Raw genomic sequence first — 15,144 nt, 5'->3', positions numbered from 1 at the left:
TTTTGTGAACTTATCGTTCACTAAGAATCATTTCTGATTCGGAATTAACTGGTTTTACCTTTTTCTCTGTTTAATTTTCAAAGACCACTTTCGCTACACTGTAGCGCCGCCACATCTCAGCGACAAGTAGTATTCTATCAAATAAATCAACCTATATTTTTATATTTATAGCTATTATTTAACAATAACCCATCTATGCTCTTTATTCCTTTTAATTTCTTACTATTTTACACATTGACACACTAGGATATGTTTGTTAACTAAACTAAGTATTCTCTAAGATAAATAAGATGATTTCCTTATAAACAAACCTTTGGTAACCTTTCTGTTTATAATTTTTTCCTTAAAATTTATATGTGTGAGTTTGCCAAATAGTTATTAGATCTTTAATATATATTGCAATAAATAAAATACACTAATAATAACCCTACTTTTGCATTCTCTTTTATGCAAGTTGCTTTTAACTTATTACCTAATGTAGAAATACTGTTTCAACTTATATATTTCTAAATTCCTTATAAAAATATATCTATTTTATTATTTAATGCCATCTCCAAATTTTATACGCTTAGAAAGATTAACTTTATAAAGTGTAAAAAAACTATATCAACACTCACGCACAATTGATATAGTTTACTAAACCTTGCTCTACTCATTTACTTTATAAAAAATAACGTGGTCTCTCCACTTTCCATTTATATATAAATACCTTTCACTTATCCCTAGTTCTAAAAACCCACATCCTTTTAATACGCCCTGTGACTTTTTATTTTCTACAAGAGTGCTAGCTTCAATTCTATGAAGATTTAAATATTGAAAAGCATAATCTACAACTAAACTCACTGCTTCTTTCATATACCCTTTTCCTTGGTAAGCTTCATCTATTGAATATCCTATAAACCCATTTCTAAATACTCCATAAACTATATTATACAATCTTATTCTCCCAATAAATTTATCTCCTTTATATATACCAAAATGAGCACCTTCATCTTTAAAAAATTGCTTATAGTTCTCTGTTAGGGACTGAGTCTGAGTTTCTATTTTGTAGAAATCCTCATCCCTATGTGGCTCAAACTTAGAAAGATAATTTCTATTTTTTTTATAATAATTTAAAATTTCTTCCGCATCATTAGGAGTAAGTACCTTAATCCGTATATTTTTTCCTTCCAAAATAAAATCCTTAGTAATAAAATTCTTATTATATTCCTCTTCTGTTATCCCAAATAATAAAGTATTACTATAATTACCTGCTGTAATAACATTATCAGAAAGAAACCCCTCAAGAGTAAATCCTAAATTTGTGAAAGGGTTTAGTGTAATATTTTCATCACATATAATATTAATTTTATGAATATTGTTCTTCCTTATAAGAACCTCTAAAATTAATTTTAATGCATCTTCTATAAGTTTCCCTTGTTCTTTATTATCTTTATAAAATTTAAGCCTTAATATAATATTTCTATTGTCCTTATCTAAACTTATAATAAATACTCTTCCTACAGTAATACCTACAGAATCTCTTATTATATAATTAGCTTCTTTTTCTTCTATGTAGTCTATACTAACATGTCTTCCTTTATCCATTATGCTCTACCTACCTTAAAGTTAGTTTATTTTTGGTATTACTATAAATTAAATATACAAAAATCATAGACATAAATAAGCTTACAGGAACCATATAAAATGCTTTTGTAGTACCAATCATATCACTTAAACTTCCCATGATATAATTTAATACCATATTTATTGAACTAGAAAAGGTAATAATTACTCCTGTTATATAGGTTCCATTTTCTTCAAAAACCTTTCTTATAGTTATAGTAAGAGTTGGAAATGTTATAGCAAAAAATAGCCCTGAAATACATATTAGTACTAGTGCCAAGTCTCCAATTAAAAGGCCAGAAACAAATAAAATAAGTGCTACAGTTAATGATACTAATATTGATTTTAGATATCCCTTTTTTTCTACTATAAATCCCCCTACTAGTCTTCCTATTGTGAACAAGAAGAAAAATGCAGATAAATATAAGGAACTTTTGCTAAAGCTATAGTTATAGCTTTCTTGGAGAAAGTTAACAAGCCAACTAGCAGTTCCAACTTCCGCAAATACGTAAAATCCAAGGCCTAAGCCATAAAAATATAAGAGCTTTTCTTTAAACACCTTAGTAATATTTAGATTTTTGTTTTCATGTACTTTATGAGCATCAGAAACCTTAATAAAGCAAAATCCTATGCTTATAGCTATGTATAAAATAGCTATACCCACATATATACTTCTCCAAGTTACTCCGTTATCTACTAAATAACCAATGCTAAGTTGACCAACTGTTGAACCAAACCCATAACAAAAATGTGTTAGATTCATTATTATAGCCTGAAAAGATATGAATACTAATGGAATAAGAGTGTTAATTCCTATGCTAATCAAAGCATTTCCTACATTCATTATAAACATATATATTAACAGGGAGTTAAAAGTCTTCGCAGTGGATATAAGAAAAATTGATATAGTCATAAATATAAGGCCTAAAAGAAACACCTTTCTTTGACCAATCTTTTCGCACAAAATTCCTCCTATGTAAGTAAATATTATATAAGCAAATGTCCCTATGCTAAGCATTAACCCTATATCTGTATTACTAGCAGTAAAAACCTCTTTAAAAATTGGTATTAACACTCCCTTTGTATTGTCTACAATGGCATTAAAGCCCATTATTAAAAACATAAAAATAATAAGCCATAAATTATCTTTGCTTTGCCTCACTATATCCCCCCTATCTTATACCAGGCTATTATATCATATTTCCTGATTAATATTGAATAAGTTCATTCTGTTTAGTACTTATTTTAGGTACTACTTTTAATACGGCATATATGCTAATTTTATTGGAAATACTTTTAGTAATTATTTTCTTTTGATATACTAACCATATTATAACTTCCAGGTTTAGAAAGGTGATAAAGTAAAATGAATAAAAATAACATAAGTAAATTAAAGCTTTTTTTTATGGGTTTAGAAAATAGGTTCTCAGAAAACAATTCAATTTTCAATCATATAACAGTTAATTATGTTTCTGGACTTAAGAACTTTAAGGGTATTGCTCAACTAACTGAGGATAGCACCCTTCAATATAATTTTAAGGGTATAACTAAAACTCTCACCATTAATGAACTATTTGAGCACATTGTTGATGAAGCTGAGAGCTATGAATCTCTTTCACTAACCTATAGTGAGAGAGGTGAGGTTATTTTAATAACTGCTGACAATAAAAATGTGACAATGAAAAATGTTGATGTAGATAAGGTTGAAAATACAGACACTCCTGCTTCAACTAAGAAGGACTTTAGTTCTCATTCAAATACATCTACACTCCTTAATAGAGATTATTATATAAAGACTGGAAAAGCTGATTCCTTACTTAAGGAAATTGGCATTATGAGTAAAGATGGTAAAATTAAAAATGATAAGATAAGAAAGTACAATCAAATAGACCACTATGTAGAACTGCTAGAAGGAATTTTAGATGAACTTCCTAAAAACAAGACCATAAATATTTTAGATTGTGGCTGTGGAAAATCCTATTTATCCTTTGTGCTTAATTATTACTTAACTGAAGTTAAAAGAAGAAAGTGCCATTTTATCGGTTTAGATTATTCTGAGGGTGTTATTGAAAGCTCTAAAATTATGGCTTCCAATTTAGGATATAGGAATATGGAGTTTCATGCCATAGATATAAAAAATTATGTTCCTGATAAGAAGATCCATGTAGTTATTTCACTTCATGCTTGTGATACTGCTACAGATATGGCTTTAGCTCTTGGAATTAGAGTTGAATCTGATGTAATTATTGCTGTTCCTTGTTGTCATAGAGAATTATTAAATCAGTATTCTTATGAACCTTTTAAGACTATACTTAAGCATGGTGTATTTAAGACTAGGCTTGCTGATATATTAACAGATGGAATGAGAAGTTTAATGCTTGAAGCTAAAGGTTATGAGGTATCTGTAGTAGAATATATTTCTCCTCTGGAGACCCCTAAAAATTTAATGATTAGGGCAATTAAAAGAAAAGAAGAAAATTCTAAGGCAATGGATGAATATATGAGCTTAATGGCAAACCTCAATGTATATCCTGCCCTTTATAGCTTTTTAAATGAATGGTAAAAAACATGTAATAGATTTAATTAAAAACCTAGTAGAAGCAATACTTTTACTAGGTTTTTAGCTTATAATTATTAAAGTTTAACTTCAGTGGAAGCAAAATTTGCTTCCAAAGTCCTTATTCATCATTAACTATGAATTATATAATAATATTTATAATTTTATAACTTTCTTTTCTCTTTCCTTTTGGAAGCTTTCTTTTATTAAGTCTTTTATTACTTCTCCCCCAATTATCATTCCAGCTACTGGAGGAACAAAGGAATTACTTGCAGGTATTTGACGTTTTATAGCACATTTTTTTGAACCACCAGTACAAACACATCCTGTTTTGCAAGTTACTACTTCATCTTGTTTTGGTTTTGTTGGCATTTCTTCTGAATAAAGCACCTTGCACTCTTTAATTCCTCTTTTTCTTAGCTCATATCTCATTACTTTTGCTAGAGGACAAACTTTAGTATTATATATATCTTGAATTCTAAACATAGTTGGATCTAGCTTATTACCTGTACCCATACAGCTAATAATTTGAATATTTCTCTCTTTACAATATTCGATTAGAGCAATCTTTGAAGATACGGTATCTATTGCATCAACAACATAATCAGTATCCTCTGTTATAATATCTCCTATGTTGTCCTTTGTAACAAAGACTTCATGAGTTGTCACTTCACACTTTGGATTTATGCTTAGGACTCTTTCTTTCATTACTTCAACTTTACTTTTTCCTAAGGTCTTTACTGTTGCATGTATTTGTCTATTAATATTAGTTAAGCATATTGCATCATCATCTATTAAAACTAACTTTCCAACAGCTCCTCTTGCTAGTGCTTCTACTGTAAAACTTCCAACCCCACCTATTCCAAATACTACTACTTTACTATTCTTTAATACCTCTAGAGAATCTTTTCCTATTAAAAGTTCTGATCTTGAAAACGCATGTTGAGCCATTTTTCTGTTCACTCCTTTATACAATAAAGGGACATATAACTACATTTAATGTCCTTTTGATAAAATTAAATTAATTCTAAATTCATAACATGTATATTTAATACTAAAACTTGAATTTAATCAAGTGATATTTATAATAATATTATTATCAACTATAGTCCTAACTATTTATTAAGTATTTTTTAAATATTCTGTTGTAATCTAACAAATAAATAATTATAATTAAATTGCAAATACAAAAAATTGGCAGAGTAGATAATTGTGCGTTAAGTGTCAGTCGGACGGGAAGTTGCCGCTGAACGAAAAATCAAATTTGATTTGCGGTACAATTGTCGCATTCCGCTGCCACAGAAAAGAATTCTTTATCTTTATGTGGCGTATTTGACATAGATAAAGGAGGTATTTCATTTAAAATGAAAACAACACGTACTTTAGTAATCATGTCCCTATTTATCGCACTGGAGATAATCCTCACAAGGTTTTTATCAATCCAGACACCTATACTTAGAATTGGGTTTGCCTTTGTGGCAACATCACTATGTTCCATTACTTTAGGTCCAGTCCTAGGTAGTATAGCTGCAGGAGTGGCTGACATTCTTGGAATGATAATTTTCCCTCAAAGTGCATACTTTCCTGGGTTCACCGTTAGTGCCTTACTATCAGGTCTAATCTATGGATTTATGCTTCACAAAAAAAATAATTCAATCCTTCGTGTAGCTATTGCTGTGTTAATGATAACCGTATTTGTAGACTTAGGTCTTAACACCTTATGGCTTTCCATGATTACTGGCAAAGCAGTCTTTGCGCTTATAGGCCCTAGGTTTATAAAGAGCTTAATTATGTTTCCAATACAAGTTATTCTAATACATATAGTTTGGAAATATATCGCTTTTCATGTAAGAAATTTAATTCCAAACAATAATTAATAAACTTTAACAATAAAAATAAAGGTAATCTACAAACTAAATAGTTTATAGATTACCTTTTTATTTATAGTTAGCTTAATTCGTGAACGAATATTCCACTTCTTAATTTTGGCTCGAACCAAGTTGATTTTGGAGGCATAACTTCTCCTGCATCAGCAATGTTCATAAGCTCAACTATGCTTGTTGGATACATTGAGAAAGCGACTTTCATACCTTCTTTTACTCTTCTTTCAAGCTCTCCAAGTCCTCTAATTCCACCTATAAAGTCTATTCTATCAGAAGTTCTTGGATCTTCAATAGCAAGTATTGGTCTTAAAAGATTTTCTTGAAGTATAGAAACGTCTAAGCTCTTAACTGGATCTTTTGGATCATAAGTTCCTTCGTTAGCAGTAAGCTTATACCATTTTCCATCTAAGTACATACCAAAGTTTCCTTTAGCTTCTGGCTTGTATTGTCCTGCACCTTTGTACTCTTCTACAGTAAACTTATCAGCAATTTTATTCATAAACTCTTCTGAAGAGTTTCCATTTAAGTCTTGAACTACTCTGTTATAGTCCATTACATATAAATCATCAGCTGGGAAAATAACTGATAAGAAGAAGTTAAACTCTTCCTCGCCAGTGTATCCTGGGTTTTGCTCTCTTCTCATTTTACCAACTTTAACAGCTGAAGCTGCTCTGTGGTGACCATCAGCAATATAAAGATATTGAACTCCTTTAAATAACTCTTCTAGTCTCTCTACAGTTTCTTTACAATCTATTACCCAAACGATGTGAGATATTCCATCTTCAGATACGAAGTTGTATTCTGGCTCTTTTTCAGTCCATTTAGCAACTATTGTATCTATCTCTCCAACATTTTTGTAAGTTAAGAATATTGGACCTGTATTTGCATTACAGTAATCAACGTGGTTAATTCTGTCTTGCTCTTTTTCAGCTCTAGTATGCTCATGTTTTTTAATTATGTTGTTCATGTATTCATCTATTGAAGTACATCCAACTATACCTGTTTGTACTCTTCCATCCATAACTTGTCTGTAAACGTACATTTTTGGTTCGCTATCTTGTATGTATGTTCCTTCTTCTCTCATCTTATCAAGAGTTTTTCTACCTGTTTCATACACTAATTTATCATATTGGTTTATGCTTGGATCTAAATCAATTTGTGGTTTGTCAACATGTAAAAAAGAATATGGATTTCCTTTTACCATCTCTCTTGCTTCTTGAGTGTTCATAACATCATAAGGAAGAGCAGCAACTTTATCTACTAACTCTTTTGTTGGTCTTATGCCTTTAAATGGTCTTACTACTGCCATGGTTGTTCCTCCTAAAATTTATTTGTTTTATTTACATAATAATAAAAACTTATAAACCAAGTTTATTATTTATTTAAAACCATTAATATTAATAATTGTTAATATTAATGGTTTAATTTATTTCAATACAGTTTAATTCTACTTATTGAAAAAGTCTACAATGATACTAACTATCTCTTCACCTATTCTTGTTTGTGCTTCAACTGTAGCAGCTCCAATATGAGGTGTTACAGATACTTTTGGATGGTTAACAAGCTCAGTGTTTTTAGTTGGCTCTTCTACGAATACGTCAACTCCAGCTCCTGCTAATTTACCGCTGTTTAAAGCTTCTATTAAAGCAGCCTCATCAACAACTCCGCCTCTAGCACAGTTTATTAATATAGCTCCATCCTTCATCATTTCAAATTGAGCTTTACCAATAGTAGCACCTTGCTCTTTTATAAATGGAATGTGTAATGATACATAGTCAGCTTGTGGTAGTAATTCTTCTAAAGAGCAGAATTCATACTCATCTTGGCCTTCCATTTTACCCATTATATCAGTGTATATAACTTTCATTCCTAGCGCCTTACCTCTTTTTGCAAGTTCTCTAGAAATTCTTCCAAAGCCAACTAAACCAAGAGTTTTTCCTCCGATTTCAGTTCCTTCATATTTTTTCTTATCCCATTTTCCATCTCTCATTGATACATTAGAGATGTTTATAAATCTTGCTACTGCAAACATATGAGCTAATGCTAGTTCTGCAACTGATGCACTACTTGCATTTGGAGTATTCATAACTTTAATTCCATTTTCCATAGCATAAGCTACATCTATGTTATCTACTCCAACTCCACCACGGATAACTAACTTTAATCTTCCAGCTTCAGCTGCTTTATCTATTATTGGTTGTCTGATTTTTGTTGCACTTCTTACAACTACAACATCAAACTCTTGTAATGCTAATCCTAAATCTTCTGGCTCATAGAATTTTTCTACAACTTCAAATCCTTTTTCTTTAAGAGTTTGCACTCCACTAGCTTCCATTCCATCAGTAACTAATATTCTTATCATGGTAATCCTCCCACTTATACAATGTAATTGTTTTCCTATAAGGTTAACAAATCATAGATTCATTTTTGTTCTATAACTTTTATACTAAACTTTAAAATTTCTCATAAAAAGAAAAGTATTCAAATGATTATATTACAACAGGAATTATTAAAACTTAAGTTAAGAAGGGGTTTTCCCCTTCCTAACCTCATGTTACCAGTAATTATTCAAGTCCTAATATTTCATTGATTACTTTTAATAATTCTTCTATTTCTTCAACAGTTCTTTCAGCCATATGAGCTATTCTGAAAGTCTTGTCTTTTAACTTTCCATAACCATTAGAAATTTGATAGCCTCTTTCTCCTAAAGCTTTGTTAAGAGCAGCTACATCTATGTTTCTAGTATTTTTTATGTTAGTTAATGTATTTGACATATATTTTTCTTCTGGTAAAATTTCGAAGTATTTTCTAGCCCAAGCTCTAACTACTTCTCCACCAGCTATATGTCTAGCAAATCTGTTTTCTAATCCTTCTTTGTTTATGATCTTGTCTAGTTGATACTCTAGAGCAAACATATGAGCTAATGAAGGAGTTGAAGGATATTGGTAATCTTTCTTTTGGATGTACTCATATAATCCTAAAAGATCTAGGTATATTCCTCTGTATGGAACTTGTTTAGCTCTCTCTATTGCTTTTTTAGAGAAAGAACACATAGACATTCCAGCTGGAAGTCCTATAGCTTTTTGAGTTGAAGTTATACAAATGTCTACTCCCCACTCATCAACTTTAAGTTCAGTACCTGCTGCTGAACTTACTGTATCTAAACAGAATACTACATCAGGATACTTTTTAACCACTTGAGCAATTTCATCAAGTGGATTCATTAATCCAGATGAAGTTTCATTGTGAGTAACTGTTATTAAGTCGTATTTTCCAGTTGATAATACTTCTTCTACTTGCTCTGGAGTTGTTGGTAAACCCCATTCAACTTCAAATAAGTCTGCTGGCACATTGTTAGCAACAGCCATCTCGTACCATCTCTTACCAAAAGCTCCTACTGCAAATATTGCAGCTCTCTTAGCTGTACATGAACGAACAGCACCTTCCATTAATCCACTTCCAGAAGTAGTTGAAAGTAATATCTCTTCTTTAGTATTGAATATAACTCTCATGTAGTCACTTATTTGTCTTTGAATTCTAGAAGCTTCTTTACCTCTGTGTCCAATTTGTGGTGTAGCCATTTTTTCAAGAACGTCTGGAGCCACATCTACTGGTCCTGGTATAAATAATTTTTTATGCATAATTCACCCTCCAAGTTTCTTTGGATATTCCAATATTTTTATTTTTTAGTCTTGAAGTCCAAAACCATTATCATTTTAACATTTATGTATTAAATTCTCAAGTTAAACAACTCAAAAATTTGTAAATATTAACTAACCTTGAATAAATATTTTAATTGAATTTTATTAATTTAATCTTATTTTTCCAGATACTTCATCAAATAAGTCTTTTACGCACTTACCTCTAACATAATTCGTACAGGTATTACAACTTTCACTAGATTCCAACATACTCATCATTGAAAAGTAATTTCTATTATTATATCCCGGACAATTTTGTGCTACTCTCATCTTTATTTCGCTAGATACCATATAAATCCTCCTATAAACATCTTAAAGTTTTGTAAACCTTTAAGAAACCTTTAGATTAATCCTTACCTATGTTTATTTTCTTTTATAGTAGTAAGATTTATACTTAAACCTGAAATTATTTCTAAAACTCATAAATGTTATTTTATAACTTCTATCTTATATCTATTGTTTTATATAAACGAAAAAAATATTCAACTATTAGAAGAAGATTATTTTCAACAATTATTAAATATTTGTAAATACATAAACAAATACGTATTTTATACTAAAAGTCCAATACTGACTCTGTTTCTCTGCAGTATTTTATTATTAAGCATTGTCCTAAATTTCTAGGGCATCTTTTACACATACAATTTTCTGTTTTACCATCACATTTTCCAGAAGTACCTTCCGGGCACTTTTGGCAATTATATACTACTATAGCCATAATATCTCCTTTCTTAATTATTTTAACTACCATTAACTAATCAATGATTTTCATATTCTAAACATGAACTACTTTTTCAGTAAAGGAATTTAACTACTTTCCTTTGAAATAAACTAATTATTTTGCTCTGAAAACTATCATTTATCTGTGAACTGAACTAATCGTTTTGCTCCTCAAAACTATCATTTATCTGTGAACTGAACTAATCGTTTTGCTCCTCAAAACTGTCATTTATCTGTGCATATTTTTTTCTGTGACCTATCATTATTTCATTTAATATCTCGCCTGTGTTTTGAGGTGTATAGGTGATAGCATTGGCACCAGCTTCTACTGTAGCCCTTATTGTTTCCTCTGTAGGTCCCCCAGTTGCTAATATTGGAAACTCTGGATGTTTTTCACGAATCTTTCTTACTATTTCAGGAGTTCTTTTAGATCCCGAAACATTTAGTATTGTTGCCCCAGAGCTTATTCTAGCTTCAATATCCTCAAACTCAGAAACTACAGTGACTATTATAGGTATATCAATAGTTTCTCTCATCTGACTTATAACATCATTTGGAGTGGACGAATTTACAACTACACCCATGGCACCTTTAAACTCTGCATCTAGAGCTAAGTTAATAACTCTCTTCCCAGTAGTTATAGCTCCACCGACCCCACAAAATAAAGGTACATCAGAAGCTAATATAAGTGCCTCTGTAATGATTGGTTGAGGTGTAAAGGGATAAACTGCTATAACAGCATCCGCATTTGTGTTTCTTATAATAGCTACATCTGTTGTGAAAACAAAAGACTTTAATCTTTTTCCAAAAATCATAATCCCACTGGCATCTCTTATTGCTGTAGGAAGTTCTATCATATGGCTTCTTAGTAATCCTTTAAATTCAGGTATATGCTTTCTCATAAAAATTTCTCCCTTAAAATTAAAATAATTATAGTTTAATAACACATTTATTATTATAATATTATTATAAATTTATTAATAATTATATATTAGTACCTAGTATATAACAATATAAACACAGAACTTTTACGCGAGGAGGCTATTATGAACAAAATTTTAAAACTTCCCCTGCCATATCTTTTAATTACTTGTTATAGCATTTTACTAGTTATATTAGGTTTATCTATTGATACTGTACCTGATATACTCCACGGCTTAAAAACCATTGTATTAAACTCTGATATACTTATAACTGACTATATAAAACTTGGTGGTATTGGTGCAACACTTATTAATTCCGCTCTTGTCTTACTAGTTTACATCTTTATATTAACATTTTTAAAGGTCAATCCTTCGGGTCCTATTACAGCTGCTTTATTTACCGTAGCTGGATTTTCACTGTTTGGTAAAAACATTTTAAATATATGGCCTATAATCTTTGGTATATGGCTCTACTCTAAATATCAAAAGGAACCCTTTTCCAATTACATTATAATATCATTATTCGGAACTACCTTATCACCTACAGTAACTCAACTAATTGTAACTGATTCAATTCCCCTTTTTATTTCTGTAGTTGGTGGTCTACTTGTAACAGTATTTATAGGCTTTTTACTGGCTCCCATGGCATCTTACACATTAAAATTACATCAGGGTTATAATCTTTATAACATTGGTCTTGCCGCTGGTTTATTAGGAACTTTATTAATGTCCGTTCTTAGAGCCTTTGGAATTAATTTTGGTACAAGGTTAATTTGGTCTACAGGGAATAATACTTTTTTTTCAATATTATTTCTATCCCTATTTCTAATATTAATTATAATTGGTTATTTCTTAAATGACAAAAGTTTCAAAAATCTATTTAAGTTATACAACACATCCGGTAGATTAATTAGTGACTACTACATAATTTTTGGTAAAGGGATAACACTAATTAATATGGGCATATTAGGTATATTTTCTACACTAGTAGTGTTATTAGTCAATGGTGATTTAAATGGACCAACCCTAGGTGGCATACTCACTATAACTGGGTTTGGAGCTTTTGGCAAGCATTTTAAGAATGCAGCACCTATTATGGTAGGCGCCTTACTTTGCTCTTTCTTAAATATTTGGGCTGTTAATTCTCCTAATATGCTTTTAAGTATTCTATTTAGTACAACGGTGGCTCCAATAGCAGGAAGCTTTGGTTGGTACTTTGGTGTACTTGCAGGATTTCTTCACACTTGCCTAGTAATGAATATTGGATACCTACATGGTGGACTTATACTATATAATAATGGGTTTTCAGGTGGTATAATATGTATGATCCTAGTACCGCTAATAACGGCTTTTAGAAAGGAATCTTAGTGATGAGGCATTTACGTCAAAGAAATTTAAAAATTATAACTGAAATTATGAACTACTTACTTAAAATTGGTTGTGAAAAAATACATTTAGATTACTATGTTGAGCAGGATAATTTAAATATTAATTTTTCTTGCACAGTTGAGAACTTAGATGAGAAATCCCTGCTTAATATGAAAAACTTACTTAGTATTCCAAGAAGATCTGATATTGAAGAATACTACTGGGAACTCACGGGTAATGATGATTTAGATACTGAGCTATCCCTAGTAGGTATGATGACTGATAATGTAGATATATCTTATAACGACAACAATCTTAAAATTAACTTAAAGAGACTAATATAAGGGGCTGAAAGTTCAGCCCCTTATATTAACTAGTTTATATCACAAGAATATGCTTTACTTCCTTTATACTCTATACTCTCTAACACTTTTTTCACAATATTTTTCCCAATTTCATCCTCTGTCATTTCACATAGAGCATTTTCAATGTTTCCCCATTCTACCCACTCCACCTCAGAGGATTTTTCTATTTCTCCACCTACATATCTTGCCATAAATGCAATCATCAATAATTCCTTAGACTTTATGCACTGACTTCCTAAATATTTAATATCATCAATTAGTATTCCAGTTTCCTCTTTCACTTCTCTATATACTGTTTCTTCTAAAGTTTCTCCAACTGTAACATATCCTGATACCAAAACCTTTGAATTTTTAAAAATATAACTTTGTTTAAGAAGAAGTATTTCATTTTCCTTTAATACAGCCACTACTACACAAGGTTTTGGAGTATCAAAATACATTATATCGTCATATTCACAATAAGGAACTCCACCTTCATCCCAACTGTACCTTTCAACTAAATTTCTTCCACATAGCGGACAAAATTTAAACTTCAAAAAAATCTCCTCATTTCATTAGTAATATATCATTCAAATTTATTATATATTAAATATTACAATATAAACATGCAATATTTAGAAATATAATTTGTGTTTAAATACAAAACAAAGGCCCTACCTTATATGGTTGGACCTTTATTACAAGGAAATAATTTTTTAAGGAAATATTTTTACATGTTGTTACAATACTATGATACCATAAGTTTTAGCAATTATAATTTTTGTTTTTAAATAGGTATTTCATCAATTATAGTATTTATTAATACTCCCCCTTAACTAAAAGTGCTATTTTATTTAGCTTAAAACTATTTATTCTATAAATCTACATTTACTTTATTAGATAGAGTTATAAAGTTTTCTCCAACTTTACATTCATATGCAAATACATCTACACCATTATCCTTTGCAAATCTTAAGGCATCACCAAAATCTCTATCCATTTCATCATGTGGAGAAAAGCTTTCAACTTTATCCATTTGAATTAAGAATAAAACGCCTGCTCCTCTTCCACTATTTTTTACTTCTACAAGCTCTAAAAGGTGCTTTCTTCCTCTCTCTGTTGGGGCATCTGGAAACATAGTTTTTTTATTATTTTCTAAAGTAACTCCCTTCACTTCTAGGTAATACTCTTCCCCATCCTCATTTCCTAGCTTAAAGTCAAACCTACTATTTCCAAAGGTTTTTTCTCTCAAAACTATATTATATCTCTTTAATTCCGGTATGTTACCTAGAATTAAAGCTTCCTCTACAACTTTATTAGGAACTTGTGAATCTATATTAATTAGTTTTTTCCCCTTATATCCTGCAATTAGACTAAACCTAGTCTTTCTATGCTCTCCAAACTCTTCCCTGAGTATAACTTTACATCCAGGAATTAATATTTCTCTACATCTTCCTGTATTAGGTACATGCACAAGTTCTTCTTTTCCATCAACAATTACATAACCTTGAAACCTATTAGGTCTTCTAACAAACTCTACAACTCTTGTATTCTTATCAAAAATCACTTTATCAGCTCCAGACTTAAGTTATTATTTTTCAACATATAACAAACATTATCAAATTTTAATATATTCCTAAGTATATAAAATTGCTAGAATGCAAATTTCAACTACTTAATGTACTTTATAGTTTTTCTTTTTAAACAAAATCCTAGCAATTAAAAAATTCAAATTATTTGCTTTAATATAATATGTTTAAAACTTATCCACATATGGTTTATACTTATATAGTTTTATCCACTAATTATTAATAGATGTTAGTAATTTTTATTTTAAGATTTTAATTCTATTACATTACTATTTTCTCACATACTAATAAAAAATCAAACTTGGCATTTTTTAAAAACTTATCATAATAAAAATTTTTTATAATAAAAAAAGCACTTCATATTGAAGTGCTTTTGGTGGCTCACCGGGGGATCGAACCCCGGACACCATGATTAAAAGTCATGTGCTCTACCGACTGAGCTAGTGAACCATAT

At 30.2% G+C, this 15,144-nt stretch carries 15 protein-coding genes, 1 tRNA gene and 1 riboswitch; of the genes, 4 read left to right on the top strand and 12 right to left on the bottom strand.

Annotated features, from left to right (window positions below):
- Positions 1–648 precede the first annotated feature (648 nt).
- Positions 649–1,587, bottom strand: coding sequence for a GNAT family N-acetyltransferase (locus tag C661_RS0120535; RefSeq protein WP_017417202.1), 939 nt, complete (start codon positions 1,585–1,587; stop codon positions 649–651).
- Positions 1,588–1,597: 10 nt separating this feature from the next.
- The gene (locus C661_RS0120530) at positions 1,598–2,767 is read right to left on the bottom strand and encodes an MFS transporter (protein WP_017417201.1); all 1,170 of its coding nucleotides are present in this window, start codon (positions 2,765–2,767) and stop codon (positions 1,598–1,600) included.
- 204 nt (positions 2,768–2,971) lie between these two features.
- Between C661_RS0120530 and C661_RS0120525 the strand changes: the two genes are divergently transcribed.
- Positions 2,972–4,168 carry a class I SAM-dependent methyltransferase gene (locus C661_RS0120525; protein ID WP_017417200.1) on the top strand — a complete coding sequence of 399 codons (1,197 nt, stop codon included), beginning with the start codon at positions 2,972–2,974 and terminating at the stop codon, positions 4,166–4,168.
- 150 nt (positions 4,169–4,318) lie between these two features.
- Here C661_RS0120525 and C661_RS0120520 read toward each other — a convergent pair whose 3' ends face one another.
- Entirely contained in the window at positions 4,319–5,113 is a 795-nt protein-coding gene (locus tag C661_RS0120520; RefSeq protein ID WP_017417199.1) for a tRNA threonylcarbamoyladenosine dehydratase, read from the bottom strand.
- Positions 5,114–5,358: 245 nt separating this feature from the next.
- A riboswitch (THF riboswitch) is annotated at positions 5,359–5,460 on the top strand.
- 66 nt (positions 5,461–5,526) lie between these two features.
- On the opposite strand from C661_RS0120520, the gene C661_RS0120515 reads away from it, so the two are divergent.
- Positions 5,527–6,039: a folate family ECF transporter S component gene (locus tag C661_RS0120515; protein ID WP_017417198.1), complete on the top strand. Its 513-nt coding sequence runs from the start codon at positions 5,527–5,529 to the stop codon at positions 6,037–6,039.
- Positions 6,040–6,109: 70 nt separating this feature from the next.
- Here C661_RS0120515 and C661_RS0120510 read toward each other — a convergent pair whose 3' ends face one another.
- The 6 genes from C661_RS0120510 to C661_RS0120485 form a co-directional block, all read right to left on the bottom strand.
- Positions 6,110–7,354 carry a DUF1015 domain-containing protein gene (locus tag C661_RS0120510; protein ID WP_017417197.1) on the bottom strand — a complete coding sequence of 415 codons (1,245 nt, stop codon included), beginning with the start codon at positions 7,352–7,354 and terminating at the stop codon, positions 6,110–6,112.
- Positions 7,355–7,492: 138 nt separating this feature from the next.
- On the bottom strand, positions 7,493–8,407 hold the full coding sequence (locus C661_RS0120505) for a D-2-hydroxyacid dehydrogenase (RefSeq protein ID WP_017417196.1): 915 nt from the start codon (positions 8,405–8,407) through the stop codon (positions 7,493–7,495).
- Between the two features lie 202 nt (positions 8,408–8,609).
- Positions 8,610–9,686 carry a pyridoxal-phosphate-dependent aminotransferase family protein gene (locus tag C661_RS0120500; RefSeq protein WP_017417195.1) on the bottom strand — a complete coding sequence of 359 codons (1,077 nt, stop codon included), beginning with the start codon at positions 9,684–9,686 and terminating at the stop codon, positions 8,610–8,612.
- Positions 9,687–9,851: 165 nt separating this feature from the next.
- Positions 9,852–10,037 carry a hypothetical protein gene (locus tag C661_RS0120495; protein ID WP_017417194.1) on the bottom strand — a complete coding sequence of 62 codons (186 nt, stop codon included), beginning with the start codon at positions 10,035–10,037 and terminating at the stop codon, positions 9,852–9,854.
- A gap of 265 nt (positions 10,038–10,302) precedes the next feature.
- The gene (locus C661_RS24100) at positions 10,303–10,464 is read right to left on the bottom strand and encodes a hypothetical protein (RefSeq protein ID WP_017417193.1); all 162 of its coding nucleotides are present in this window, start codon (positions 10,462–10,464) and stop codon (positions 10,303–10,305) included.
- Positions 10,465–10,666: 202 nt separating this feature from the next.
- A complete protein-coding gene (locus tag C661_RS0120485) occupies positions 10,667–11,368 on the bottom strand; it encodes a beta/alpha barrel domain-containing protein (RefSeq protein WP_017417192.1) in 702 nt (233 codons plus the stop codon).
- A gap of 144 nt (positions 11,369–11,512) precedes the next feature.
- On the opposite strand from C661_RS0120485, the gene C661_RS0120480 reads away from it, so the two are divergent.
- Entirely contained in the window at positions 11,513–12,757 is a 1,245-nt protein-coding gene (locus C661_RS0120480) for a DUF1576 domain-containing protein (protein WP_017417191.1), read from the top strand.
- Positions 12,758–12,759: 2 nt separating this feature from the next.
- Positions 12,760–13,101, top strand: a complete 342-nt coding sequence (locus C661_RS0120475; RefSeq protein ID WP_017417190.1) for a hypothetical protein — start codon at positions 12,760–12,762, stop codon at positions 13,099–13,101.
- A gap of 29 nt (positions 13,102–13,130) precedes the next feature.
- Here the strand turns inward: C661_RS0120475 and C661_RS0120470 are convergent, their stop codons facing one another.
- The 3 genes from C661_RS0120470 to C661_RS0120460 all read right to left on the bottom strand — a co-directional run bounded on the left by C661_RS0120470 (position 13,131) and on the right by C661_RS0120460 (position 15,140).
- Positions 13,131–13,658 carry an NAD(+) diphosphatase gene (locus C661_RS0120470; RefSeq protein WP_017417189.1) on the bottom strand — a complete coding sequence of 176 codons (528 nt, stop codon included), beginning with the start codon at positions 13,656–13,658 and terminating at the stop codon, positions 13,131–13,133.
- Between the two features lie 317 nt (positions 13,659–13,975).
- Positions 13,976–14,668: a DNA/RNA nuclease SfsA gene (sfsA, locus tag C661_RS0120465; protein ID WP_017417188.1), complete on the bottom strand. Its 693-nt coding sequence runs from the start codon at positions 14,666–14,668 to the stop codon at positions 13,976–13,978.
- Between the two features lie 396 nt (positions 14,669–15,064).
- Positions 15,065–15,140, bottom strand: a tRNA-Lys gene (locus tag C661_RS0120460).
- Positions 15,141–15,144: the final 4 nt, after the last annotated feature.

Origin of the sequence: Clostridium tunisiense TJ (assembly GCF_000300195.1) — a bacterium.
Lineage (GTDB): Bacteria > Bacillota > Clostridia > Clostridiales > Clostridiaceae > Clostridium_J > Clostridium_J tunisiense.
The sequence above is the reverse complement of the archived record's forward strand: the minus strand, read 5'-3'. Positions and strand labels throughout refer to the sequence as shown.

Bases quoted from the DNA above. Each gene is read 5' to 3' on its own strand.
- C661_RS0120485 (WP_017417192.1), bottom strand. From the start codon at position 11,368: ATGAGAAAGCATATACCTGAATTTAAAGGATTACTAAGAAGCCATATG.
- C661_RS0120505 (WP_017417196.1), bottom strand. From the start codon at position 8,407: ATGATAAGAATATTAGTTACTGATGGAATGGAAGCTAGTGGAGTGCAA.
- C661_RS24100 (WP_017417193.1), bottom strand. From the start codon at position 10,464: ATGGCTATAGTAGTATATAATTGCCAAAAGTGCCCGGAAGGTACTTCT.
- C661_RS0120520 (WP_017417199.1), bottom strand. From the start codon at position 5,113: ATGGCTCAACATGCGTTTTCAAGATCAGAACTTTTAATAGGAAAAGAT.
- C661_RS0120495 (WP_017417194.1), bottom strand. From the start codon at position 10,037: ATGGTATCTAGCGAAATAAAGATGAGAGTAGCACAAAATTGTCCGGGA.
- C661_RS0120535 (WP_017417202.1), bottom strand. From the start codon at position 1,587: ATGGATAAAGGAAGACATGTTAGTATAGACTACATAGAAGAAAAAGAA.
- C661_RS0120500 (WP_017417195.1), bottom strand. From the start codon at position 9,686: ATGCATAAAAAATTATTTATACCAGGACCAGTAGATGTGGCTCCAGAC.
- C661_RS0120475 (WP_017417190.1), top strand. From the start codon at position 12,760: ATGAGGCATTTACGTCAAAGAAATTTAAAAATTATAACTGAAATTATG.
- C661_RS0120525 (WP_017417200.1), top strand. From the start codon at position 2,972: ATGAATAAAAATAACATAAGTAAATTAAAGCTTTTTTTTATGGGTTTA.
- C661_RS0120515 (WP_017417198.1), top strand. From the start codon at position 5,527: ATGAAAACAACACGTACTTTAGTAATCATGTCCCTATTTATCGCACTG.
- C661_RS0120510 (WP_017417197.1), bottom strand. From the start codon at position 7,354: ATGGCAGTAGTAAGACCATTTAAAGGCATAAGACCAACAAAAGAGTTA.
- C661_RS0120480 (WP_017417191.1), top strand. From the start codon at position 11,513: ATGAACAAAATTTTAAAACTTCCCCTGCCATATCTTTTAATTACTTGT.